Annotated in this window: 12 protein-coding genes; 6 read left to right on the top strand and 6 right to left on the bottom strand. The window is 68.3% G+C overall.

What is annotated here, in order from left to right:
* Nucleotides 1-94: 94 nt before the first annotated feature.
* A complete protein-coding gene (locus BDIM_RS09240; protein WP_003165318.1) occupies nucleotides 95-1,342 on the bottom strand; it encodes an O-antigen ligase family protein in 1,248 nt (415 codons plus the stop codon).
* Nucleotides 1,339-3,675: an ATP-dependent helicase gene (locus tag BDIM_RS09235; RefSeq protein ID WP_003165317.1), complete on the bottom strand. Its 2,337-nt coding sequence runs from the start codon at nucleotides 3,673-3,675 to the stop codon at nucleotides 1,339-1,341. The genes BDIM_RS09240 and BDIM_RS09235 overlap by 4 nt, the downstream gene beginning before the upstream one ends.
* 168 nt (nucleotides 3,676-3,843) lie before the next feature.
* Between BDIM_RS09235 and BDIM_RS09230 the strand changes: the two genes are divergently transcribed.
* Genes BDIM_RS09230 through BDIM_RS09220 form a run of 3 tightly spaced genes read left to right on the top strand, consistent with a single transcriptional unit; the run spans nucleotide 3,844 to nucleotide 4,707 of the window.
* Nucleotides 3,844-4,047: a hypothetical protein gene (locus tag BDIM_RS09230; RefSeq protein WP_248601210.1), complete on the top strand. Its 204-nt coding sequence runs from the start codon at nucleotides 3,844-3,846 to the stop codon at nucleotides 4,045-4,047.
* Nucleotides 4,044-4,355, top strand: a complete 312-nt coding sequence (locus tag BDIM_RS09225) for a hypothetical protein (RefSeq protein ID WP_003165315.1) — start codon at nucleotides 4,044-4,046, stop codon at nucleotides 4,353-4,355. The genes BDIM_RS09230 and BDIM_RS09225 overlap by 4 nt, the downstream gene beginning before the upstream one ends.
* 4 nt (nucleotides 4,356-4,359) lie before the next feature.
* Nucleotides 4,360-4,707 carry a DUF488 domain-containing protein gene (locus BDIM_RS09220; protein ID WP_003165314.1) on the top strand — a complete coding sequence of 116 codons (348 nt, stop codon included), beginning with the start codon at nucleotides 4,360-4,362 and terminating at the stop codon, nucleotides 4,705-4,707.
* A 24-nt stretch (nucleotides 4,708-4,731) separates the two neighbouring features.
* Here the strand turns inward: BDIM_RS09220 and BDIM_RS09215 are convergent, their stop codons facing one another.
* Genes BDIM_RS09215 through BDIM_RS09205 form a run of 3 tightly spaced genes read right to left on the bottom strand, consistent with a single transcriptional unit; the run spans nucleotide 4,732 to nucleotide 6,035 of the window.
* Complete coding sequence (locus tag BDIM_RS09215) at nucleotides 4,732-5,463, bottom strand: SIMPL domain-containing protein (RefSeq protein ID WP_003165313.1); 732 nt, start codon at nucleotides 5,461-5,463, stop codon at nucleotides 4,732-4,734.
* Complete coding sequence (locus BDIM_RS09210; protein WP_040345615.1) at nucleotides 5,460-5,699, bottom strand: ribbon-helix-helix domain-containing protein; 240 nt, start codon at nucleotides 5,697-5,699, stop codon at nucleotides 5,460-5,462. Before BDIM_RS09210 ends, BDIM_RS09215 begins: the two co-directional genes overlap by 4 nt.
* Before the next feature lie 3 nt (nucleotides 5,700-5,702).
* Entirely contained in the window at nucleotides 5,703-6,035 is a 333-nt protein-coding gene (locus BDIM_RS09205; RefSeq protein ID WP_244911843.1) for a YbaY family lipoprotein, read from the bottom strand.
* Between the two features lie 209 nt (nucleotides 6,036-6,244).
* Here BDIM_RS09205 and BDIM_RS09200 point away from each other — a divergent pair, with 209 nt between their 5' ends.
* Complete coding sequence (locus BDIM_RS09200; protein ID WP_232464007.1) at nucleotides 6,245-7,189, top strand: DMT family transporter; 945 nt, start codon at nucleotides 6,245-6,247, stop codon at nucleotides 7,187-7,189.
* On the opposite strand, the gene sseA is transcribed toward BDIM_RS09200, so the two are convergent.
* Nucleotides 7,190-8,035 carry a 3-mercaptopyruvate sulfurtransferase gene (gene sseA, locus BDIM_RS09195; protein WP_003165309.1) on the bottom strand — a complete coding sequence of 282 codons (846 nt, stop codon included), beginning with the start codon at nucleotides 8,033-8,035 and terminating at the stop codon, nucleotides 7,190-7,192. It lies immediately after the preceding gene.
* Nucleotides 8,036-8,159: 124 nt separating this feature from the next.
* On the opposite strand from sseA, the gene kdsA reads away from it, so the two are divergent.
* Nucleotides 8,160-9,062, top strand: a complete 903-nt coding sequence (gene kdsA, locus BDIM_RS09190; protein ID WP_003165308.1) for a 3-deoxy-8-phosphooctulonate synthase — start codon at nucleotides 8,160-8,162, stop codon at nucleotides 9,060-9,062.
* A gap of 18 nt (nucleotides 9,063-9,080) precedes the next feature.
* Complete coding sequence (rfaE2, locus tag BDIM_RS09185) at nucleotides 9,081-10,541, top strand: D-glycero-beta-D-manno-heptose 1-phosphate adenylyltransferase (RefSeq protein WP_003165307.1); 1,461 nt, start codon at nucleotides 9,081-9,083, stop codon at nucleotides 10,539-10,541.
* Nucleotides 10,542-10,543 lie beyond the last annotated feature (2 nt).

The following is a 10,543-nucleotide window of genomic DNA, read 5'->3' as shown; positions in this document are numbered from 1 at the left end:
GTCCATCAGGGCATTTTGCGGCGATTCGGGGCAGGGTCTGGTAGGCTTCGAAGAGGGCGGGGGCAAGGCCCGCGTCAGTTCGGCGGATCAGGGATCAGGGCGCTCGGTCCGGGATCAGATTACGCGCCATCAGCGCCATGAACTGGGTCCACGGCAGATCCTGGTGCCTCATCAGCACGCTTTCCGACAGGCTCAGCAGCAGGAAGGCCGCCAGCCAGGCCAGGCTCCAGTATCCCTCGCGCCGTCCCAGGCCGGTCAGGCGGATCAGAACGGCCGCCGAGGTCACGGCGACGACGGCGCCGACCAGGCCGACGCCCGCCCAGCCCAACTCAGCGCGCAGGTCCAGCCAGCCTTGGTGGGCCGACGGCACGCGCCAGCCTGTCTCATGCCGGATCCACTCCATCGGCTCCGAGTCCGGCAGCCAGAAGGCGCTGTAGCCATAGCCCAGCCAGGGCCTGCGCTCGGTCATGCGGGCGATGGCGTCCCAGATTTCGGTGCGGCCGGTCAGGCTGGGATCCTTGCCGAACAGGGCCAGGATTTCGACGGAGAACTCGCTCCATGCCCACAGGCCGCCGACCAGGGCCGCGCCCATGCACCATACGGCGACGACGCCGAACACCGGCCCCATGCGTCGGATCAGCCGACACAGCAGAACAAGGCCGCCGCCCAACATGGCCATGATCAGGGCGGTCTTGGATTGCGACCCCAGCAGGGCCAGGGTGCAGACCGCCAGGGCGGCCAGCGCCAGACGGCGGTCACGCTGGTCCGTCTGCGCGGCCAGCAGGGCCGAAGCGGCGATCAGGCCGAGCGTCATGACCATGCCCAGTTGGTTCTTCTCGTACCAGACGCCCCGCCACAGGCCGGCGTTGGCCGCATGGTGGACGCCGAACCCTGGAAAGACGAAGACGGCGATCAGGCTGCATAGCCCCAACGCCAGAAACGTCGCCGTCAGCATCCGGGGCAGGGCGATCCCGCGAAAGACCGCGCCCAGATAGACGGCGAAGACCCCGGTCAGCCCGAGGGCCAACACCCGCCGCTCGGTCACATCCGGCGCCTGGGACCACAGGCTGGACGCCAGCGCCAGGACGACCATCAGCAACAGGGGGATGAAGGCGGGCCAGGCCGCCGCCATTCGCCGCGCGCGAAACCCGACCAGTCCCAGGATCACCAGATAGATCGGCGGCCAGACCAGCCGCAGCACTGGGGTCTCTTCCTGGTTCGGCGCGAAGATCGGGCCGAGCAGGGCGCCGGACAACAGGGCCAGGATCAGGCCTGCCGCCGCCTGTTCCCACAGGGTGGGGGCGTCGGGATCATGACGTGAAGGAGCGATCGCCCCCCTCACGCCTTCTCCACGAAGGTGTCGATGACCTTCTTCTCGCCCGCCTTGTCGAAACTGACCACCAGCTTGTTGCCCTCCACCGCGCGCACCTGACCATAGCCGAACTTCTGGTGGAAGACGCGGTCGCCGCGCGACCAGCCGGACGCCGCCTTGGGATCGGCGGTGGCGATCAGGCGGCCTTCGCCTTCGATCACGGCGCGGCGGGCATAGGCGGGCTTGGGAGTCTGGGCGGCGGTATAGGTCTGGGCGCGCTTCCAGCCGGGGCTGGAATAGCTGCCGCCGAAGGAGGGGGCGTCGTCCCAGCGGCTCTTGGCCTCCTTCATCCCGGTCGAGGCGCCGTAATAGCCGGTGTCCGACTGGGGCTCGACGTGGGCGATGGGCAGTTCATCGACGAAGCGGCTGGGCAGCTGAGAGGTCCAGCGGCCGTAGACCATGCGGTTGGCGGCGAAGCTGATGCGCGCATCCTGCTTGGCGCGGGTGACGCCGACGTAGGCCAGGCGGCGTTCCTCCTCGAGGCCCTTCACGCCCTTCTCGTCGATGCTGCGCTGGCTGGGGAAGACGCCTTCCTCCCAACCCGGCAGGAAGACCAACGGGAACTCCAGCCCCTTGGCGCCATGCAGCGTCATGATCTGCACTGAACCCGAACCGTCGGCGTTCTCGTCGCGGCGCTCCAGATCCATGACCAGCGAAACATGCTCCAGATAGGCCTGCAGCGTCTCGAACGACTGCATCGACTGGGTCAGTTCCTTCAGGTTGTCCAAGCGCGTCTGGCCACTGGTGCGGTCGGCCTTCTGCATGGCGGTATAGCCGCTCTCGTCCAGCAGGGTCTCCGTCACCTGCCAGTGGGACGTGCCCATCGCCATCAGGTCGCGCCAGCGGTCCAGATCGCGCACGAAGTTGGCCAGCGGCGTGCGGGTGCGCGCCTGAAGCTCGTCCGTCGTAATCAGGTGGCGCACCGCCCGCATGGCCGAGACGCCGTTCTCGCGCGCGATGTGCAGGATCTTCTGGACGCTGGTGTCGCCGATGCCGCGCTTGGGGACGTTGACGATGCGCTCGAAGGCCAGATCGTCGTCTTCGGACTGGATCAGCCGCAGATAGGCGTGGGCGTCGCGGATTTCCGCCCGCTCGAAGAAGCGCGGGCCGCCGATGACGACATAGGGAATGGCCAGCATCAGGAAGCGTTCTTCAAACGCCCGCATCTGGAAGGATGCGCGAACAAGAACGGCCATGTCCTTGTAATTCATGCCCTGCTTGCGCGCGGTCTCGATCTCGTCGGCGATCAAGCGGGCCTCGGCCTCGCCGTCCCAGACGCCGCGCACGCGTACCTTGTCGCCGCTGTCGTCCTCGGTCCACAGGGTCTTGCCCAGTCGATCCTGATTGGCCGCGATCAGGGCCGAGGCCGCGCCCAGGATATGCTTGGTCGAGCGATAGTTGCGCTCCAGCCGGATGACCTTGGCTCCGGGGAAGTCGCGCTCGAAGCGCAGGATGTTGTCCACCTCGGCCCCGCGCCAGCCATAGATCGACTGATCGTCATCGCCGACGCAGCAGACATTGCCGGTCGAGGAGGTCAGCAGCCGCAGCCACAGATACTGGGCGACGTTGGTGTCCTGATATTCGTCCACCAGGATGTAGCGGAACCGGCGGCGATATTCCTCCGCCAGATCAGCATGTTTCGACAGGATGGTGATGTTGTGCAGCAACAGGTCGCCGAAGTCGCAGGCGTTCAGCGTCGCCAGCCGCGCCTGATAGGCGGCGTACAGCGCCGGGCCCTTGCCGTTGGCGAAGTCCTCGCCCGGCGGCAGCTTGTCGGGCGTCCAGCCGCGGTTCTTCCAGTGGTCGATCATATGGGCCAGCGACTTGGGCGTGAACCGCTTGGTGTCGATGTTGGCCGCTTCCAGAAGCTGCTTCAGCAGCCGCTCCTGATCGTCCGTATCCAGGATGGTGAAGCTGGACTTCAGCCCGACCAGTTCCGCATGGCGACGCAGAATTTGCGCCGCGACCGAGTGGAAGGTGCCCAGCCAGCGCAGTCCCTCGGACGACGGGCCGATCAGATGGCCGATCCGCTCGCGCATCTCGCGCGCGGCCTTGTTGGTGAAGGTGACGACCAGCAGCTCCCACGGCTTGGCCCGGCCCGTCGCCAGGATGTGCGCCAGGCGCGTGGTCAGGACGCGCGTCTTGCCCGTTCCGGCACCCGCCAGCACCAGCACCGGCCCCTCGGTCGTCTCCACCGCCTCGCGCTGCTCGGGGTTCAGGCCCGACAGATAGTCGGCCGCCGGCCCTTGCGGAGTCTGGGCGCGGGCGAGGTCGGAAATGCGGGGAGCGGGCAGGTCGGTCACAGGGGCGGATACTCAGGCGGCGGGACAGGCGGGCGAGCCGCCGGAATCTGAATGGGAGAACATAAGCAGCACAGCGACCAAAGTCAGGCCTATTCGCACACGGCGCTTCCGGAACCGCGCAGTCAGAGCGTCGTTCTCGCACACGACAGGGTCAGCAAAAGGGAAGGGATGCCTATGGCGGAAAACTCAAGCGGCGGCGGCAACGCCGGTCTCGCCTTCATCGTCGGCGGTTTGGTCGTTGTTGTGGCTGTCCTGGCCTGGTTCCTTCTGGGCCGAGGCGGGGCGTCGGACACCAAGAATGTCGATGTCGAGGTCAAGCTGCCTGAAGTCTCGGCGCCGGCTGCGCCGAGCGGTCCTGAGGCCGCGTCATGACCGATCCCAATATCCCGCCTGAGCGCGTCGTCCATCAGACTACCGTCAACAACGTCCCGGCGCCGCGAAAGCGCGGCGGGGCGGGTCTGGCCTTCATCGTCGGGGGCCTTCTCGTCGCCGTGGCGGTAATAGCCTGGTTCGTCTTCGCCGGAGGAAGGGCGCCGGCGCCGTCAACGCCCGAATTGAACGTCGACATCAATGTGCCGACGCCGCGCCTGCCTGAGGTTCCAGACCGCCCGGTTCCGCCCGAGTTGCCGCGCCCCTCTGAACCGCCCCAGGTGGCCGCGCCCGAACCACAGGGCGGATGAGGCCGTGAAGGTCGCCTTGAAGCGCGTCTATGAACCGCCGTCCGATGCGGATGGGACGCGCATCCTGGTCGACCGCCTCTGGCCGCGTGGTCTCAGCAAGGACAAGGCCCGCGTGGACCTATGGCTCAAGCAGATCGCGCCGACGACGGAGCTGCGGCAGTGGTTCGGCCATGATCCGGCGAAATGGACGGAGTTCCAGCACCGCTATCGCGCGGAGTTGGAAGCCAACGGCGATGTCGTATCCGAACTGAAGGCCGCGCTCGCCGATGGCCCGGCGACCCTGGTCTATGGGGCCAGGGACGAAGAGCACAACGACGCCGTCGTGCTGGCGGCCTATCTGACGGACCCCTGACCAGGCGGTCGCATTGGCGCGGGCCTATTTCAGTCGATAGCTGATCGTCGTGACGACGCGGACCTTCTTGTTCGGCGTGCTTGCTTCGTCGCCCGTGCCGTCGCGCGACAGGATCTCGAACGAGCCCTGTCCCGCCGTCTTGATCGGCCCCAGCGGCGCGCCGGAATCCTTGGCGAACTGCTCGGCGCCGCTGCGGGCGGCGGCGGTGGCCTCGGCGATCATGGCCGGGCGCACGTCGTTCAGCTTGGTGAAGATGTAGGAGGGGCCGTTGAAGTCCTGCAGCACCACGCCCTGGCGCACCAGATCGTTCAGGTTGCGGGTGGTGGTCTGCACCCGGTCGACGTCCGTGGTGCGCACGATCACGGTCTGGGTCAGGATGAAGCGCGGCCCGCCGGTCTGGCTGGCGTATTCGCGCGATCGGGTGTCGGCCACGCCCAGCTGACCCAGGTCCACGGCGTCGTCGGGATAGCCCTGCGCCTTCAGAAACTGGCGCACGATGGCCAGGTCGCCGTCGATGCGCGCCTGCACCTCGGACAGTACGTCGCCCGAGGTTGTGAAACGGATCGGCAGGACGGCCAGATCGGCCTTCACGTCCTTTTCCGCTAAGCCGCGCACGGTGACGGAACGGTCGCCCGCGCGGGCGTTGACCACGCCCTGACCGATCAGGGCGCCGCCGCCGATGAGGCCCACGGCCACCAGTCCGCCGAAGACGGCGGCGGGGATGAGGCGATTGTTGTCGATGCGAGCGTCGCTCATGGCGTCTTCTCTTCTGCGAAACTGCGGTCGCCGCCGGTCCACTGCAGGGCCAGGATGCGGCAGGCGGAGGCCAGGGGGCGGCGGCCCCGCCAGGCGTCGATGCGGATCAGCAGGCCGGACCGGCTCAACGCCAGTTCGGCCGCGATGGCGTCCAGCACGGCCCAGAACTCAGGCTCCAGCGCCACCGAGGTGGCGTGGCCGGACAGCAGCACCGATCGTTTGGCGAGGCCGCTCAAGGCTTAGCGCACGCCCACCATGACGATGTCGGCGCGGTTCGAGGCGCCGTTGGTCAGCACAGCGTAGTTGGTGTCGGTGGTGAAGCGCAGGGCGCCGGAGGCGTCGCGGATTTCAGCGCGTGCGGCATAGCGGTGGCGGGCGTCGATCTTGTCGCTGGGCATCGAAAGGGTGACGGCGTAGGGCGGGGCGCGACCGTTCAGGGGCTGGCGCACCTCGGCCATGGTGCGGGACGGCGCGTCCATCAGGCTGACGTCCTCGACCTTGACCGTCAGGACATGGCCGGGCGGCAGCATGATGCGTTCGCGATAGGTGGCGGTGACTTGGACTTCAGTCATAGAGGCTTCCGGCATGGAGGAGCAGGCGGCGACCAAAAGGACCGGGGCCAGAGCGAGGGGGGCGAGGAATGAGCGCATCGGCGTCTCCTTTGTGCGCGGCTAGCTTAGCAGAACGCGCCAGCGTCACATAAGGCTGCAACAGTAGAGAGACGGCGGGGATAAAGCGGTGCTATCGGAAGTTCCCGTTTCGTTTCGACCGAGTCGCCGGCGTGTCACAGTCTGAAGCTCCCCAATCCGAAACCGCGTCGTCGCGCCTGTCTTCACCCGCTGTGTTGGCCATCGGCGGCGTCGGGGTCTGCGCCCTGATCTGGGGCACGACCTGGTACGCCATCACCTTCCAGTTGGGCGCCGTCGATCCGGTGATTTCGGTGGTGCTGCGCTTCGGCATCGCTTCGGCCTTGCTGGCCCTGATCGTCAAGGCGACGGGAGGTCGGCTGGCTCTGACGCGCGGCCAGCATCTGGCGGCGCTGGGGCAGGGGCTGTTCTCCTTCGCCATCAGCTATGCCTTCGTCTACGCCTCGGAGGAGAAGATCGCCTCGGCCGTGGTGGCGGTGATCTTCGCCGCCCTGGCCTTCCTGAACCTGATCCTGTTCCGCGTCGCCTCGGGCCAGAAGGCCGCCGCCGCCGCCTGGCTGGGCGCGGGGCTGGGCGTGGTCGGCGTCGGCGTCCTGTCGGCGGGCGAGGTGATGGGCGCAGGTCTGGGCGTCCACGCGGTCGCGGGCGTCAGCTTCGCCGTGATCGCCGTCGTCGCCTCGGCCTTCGGCAACTGGTTCGCCTGGAAGGGGCAGCAGGCGGGTTCGCAGGTGCTGCCGTCCACGGCCTGGGCCATGGCCTACGGCACGGGGACGCTGGCGCTCTACGCCCTGGTCACGGGCGTCTCCTGGTCGGTGGCGTGGAGCCCGGCCTATGTGATCTCGCTGCTGTACCTGGCGGTGTTCGGCTCGGTCATCGCCTTCGGTCTTTATTTCACCATCGCGCGGGCGAGGGGGTATGCGACGGCCAGCTATATCTCCGCCCTGACGCCGCCGATCGCCATGCTGGTGTCGGTGATGTTCGAAGGGGCGCGCTTCGGCGTGCTGGCCTTCGTCGGACTGGCTCTGGTTCTGGCCGGGCAGGTGTTCCTGATCCGCGCGCCCAAACGCTCGGCGGCCTGATCAGGCCTCGCCCGTTACGACCGGCGCGTCGGGACGCGCCCCCCATTCCGCCCACGATCCGTCATAGAGGCGCGACGGCCGCCCCAGCACGGCCAGCCCCAGCGTCAGGACCGCCGCTGTCACTCCGGAGCCGCAACTGGTGATGACGGGCCGCTCCAGATCGACGCCCGCGGCGCGGAAGGCGTCGTCCAGCGCCTGAGCCTGCTTCAGCGTCCCGTCCACATTCAGCAGGCTGGAGAAGGGCAGGTTCAGCGCCCCCGGCATATGGCCGGCTCGCACGCCGGGGCGCGGCTCGGCGGCTTCCCCTCGGAAACGCGCAGCCCCGCGTGCATCGACCACCTGAAGACCGTCCGCCAGCGCGGCGCTCACCTGATCAAAGTCCGTCACGGCGTCGGCGTCAAACCGCGCCTCGAATTTCGCAGGGACGGGAGCCTTGGCCGCGCCGCCTTGCAGAGGCCGCCCCTCGGCTCTCCATTTGGGCAGGCCGCCGTCCAGCACGCGCACGCGCCTGGCCCCCATCGTCCGCAGCGTCCACCAGACCCGCGCCGCCGAGAACAGCCCTTGCGCGTCATAGACCACGATGTCGTCGCTCTCCGCGACGCCCAGCGCGCCCATCGTATCGGCGAAGATGTCCGGCGACGGCAGCATGTGCGGATAGGGGCTTTCCCGATCCGACACGGCGTCCAGATCGAAGAAGACGGCGCCCGGCAGCCGCTCGCGCTCGAAATCCGCCCGCGCATCGCGCCCGTCCAGCCACCAGCTGGCGTCGATGATTCTCAGGTCCGGCGCGCCCAGCCGCGACGCCAGGGCTGCGGTTGAGATCAGGGGCGTGTCGGTGTGGGTCATTTCGTCAGACTATCATGATCGCGCGGCCGGTGGTCAGGGCCTGAGTCGCCGGATAAGTTGCGAAAACGCATCCGCGACGCCACCTGTCCGCCTGAAAGCCGCGGCATAGGCCCGCGAACCGCCGTTGAAACCAGTCGAAAGCGCCGCCGTGACCTCTCCGAACGCCGTCATCACCCTGTCCGAAGGTCTCAAGACCCCCGTCGTCATCGGCGGCGGCGCCCGCATCGTCTTCATCGCCGGCCCGTGCCAGATGCAGAGCCGCCAGCACGCGCTGGAGACGGCTCATGCGCTGAAGGAGATCGGCGAGCGGCTGAACCTCGGCATCATCTACAAGACCAGCTTCGACAAGGCGAACCGCACCAGCGCCAGCGCCGCGCGCGGCATCGGCCTGAAGGACGCCCTGCCGATCTTCGCCGAAATCCGTGAAGTCACCGGCCTGCCGACCCTGACCGACGTCCACTCCGAGGCTCAGTGCGGCCCGGTGGGCGAGTACGTCGACGTGCTGCAGATCCCGGCCTTCCTGTCGCGCCAGACCGACCTGCTGCTGGCCGCCGCCGCCACGGGCAAGGCGATCAACATCAAGAAGGGTCAGTTCCTGGCCCCCTGGGACATGAAGAACGTCATCGCCAAGGTCACGGGCGCTGGCAATCCGAACGTCATGGCCTGCGAGCGCGGCGCCAGCTTCGGCTACAACACCCTGGTCAGCGACATGCGCGCCCTGCCGATCCTGCGCGAGATCGGCTGCCCGGTCGTGTTCGACGCCACCCACAGCGTCCAGCAGCCGGGCGGGCAGGGCACGTCCTCGGGCGGCCAGCGCGAGTTCGTGCCGGTGCTGGCCCGCGCCGCCGTCTCGGTCGGCGTCGACGCCGTCTTCATGGAGACGCACGAAGACCCGGACAACGCCCCGTCGGACGGCCCGAACATGGTGCCGCTCAGCCAGTTCGAGGCCCTGGCCGCCGAACTGATCGCCTTTGACGACCTGGCCATCAAGCTGGGTCACAAGGGGCCGATGGCGAAGACGGCGTGAATCCGCTAGTTCGGCGTCATGGCTGAACGTTCTCTTGATCTCGGCGCCCTGCAGTCCTTGCTGGAGCGCGTGCGCGACCTGAAGGTCGCCTGCGTCGGCGATCTGATGCTGGATCGCTATGTCTATGGCGAGGTCAGCCGCATCTCGCCCGAGGCGCCGATCCCTGTCCTGCGCGCGCGCCGCACCGTGGCCATGCCCGGCGGCGTGGGCAATGTCGCCCGCAACGTCGCGGCCTTGGGCGGTCAGGCCCATCTGGGCGCCGTCGCGGGCGAGGATGCGGCGGGCGCCGAACTGGCCGATCTGATCGCCGCCGAGGACCGGATCGAGGACGCCCTGATCCGGCCCGACGGCGCCGCCACCATCGTCAAGACGCGCTTCGTCGCCGCCGGCCAGCAGTTGTTGCGTCTGGACGACGAGGCCGCGCTCCACTCCGGCTATGCCGACAAGGCGGTGTTCCGGGGCGCGGGCGCCATCCTGCTGTCCGACTACGCCAAGGGCGTGGTGGACGACGCCGCCATCCAGGCGGCGCTGTGGGCCGGGGCCGAATACGGCGCGCCGGTCATCGTCGATCCCAAGGGCCGCGACTTCGCCCGCTATGGCGCGGTCGACGTCATCAAGCCGAACGCCAGCGAACTAGCGGGCGCCACCGGCCTGCCGACCGAGACCGACGAACAGGTCGAGGCGGCGCTGGCGGCCCTGCTGACCTCCACCACGGCCAAGGCCGTCGTCGTCACCCGCGCGGGCAAGGGCATGACGCTGGCGCGCAGAGGCGGCGTCGTCACCCACTTTCCCGGTCGGGCGCGCGAAGTGTTCGACGTCTCGGGCGCCGGCGACACCTGCCTCGCGGCCCTTGGGCTGGCGCTGGGCGCCGGCGCGACGCTGGAGCAGGCGGTGCAGTTCGCCATCCTCGCGTCGGGCGTAGTGGTGGGCAAGAGCGGCACCGCCGTCGTCACGCCCGCCGAACTGATCGAGGCCGAGATGAGCCAGCACGCGGCTCTCGCCCAGTCCAAGGTCACTCCGCTGGACGAACTGGCCGATCAGGTCGAGGCGTGGAAGCGTCAGGGCCTGAAGGTCGGCTTCACCAACGGCTGCTTCGACATCCTGCACCGCGGCCACGTCGCCTATCTGAGCCAGGCGCGCGGCTGGTGCGACCGGCTGGTCGTGGCGCTGAACACTGACGCCTCGGTGCGGCGCCTGAAGGGGGAGGGACGCCCCGTCAATGATCTGGACAGCCGCGCCGCCGTCATCGGCGGTCTGGCCAGCGTCGACCGCGTTACCGCCTTCGACGACCCGACGCCCATCACCCTGATCGAGCGGCTGAAACCCGATGTGTTGATCAAGGGCTCGGACTACACCAAGGACAAGGTCGTCGGCGCCGCCGAGGTCGAAAGCTGGGGCGGCGAGGTCCGTCTGGCCGACTTCGCCGACGGCTATTCCACGACGAAGACCATCGAGAAGATGACTGGAGAGCAAGCGTGACC

The organism is Brevundimonas diminuta ATCC 11568, from assembly GCF_000204035.1.
Taxonomy (GTDB): Bacteria; Pseudomonadota; Alphaproteobacteria; order Caulobacterales; family Caulobacteraceae; genus Brevundimonas; species Brevundimonas diminuta.
The sequence above is the reverse complement of the archived record's forward strand: the minus strand, read 5'-3'. Positions and strand labels throughout refer to the sequence as shown.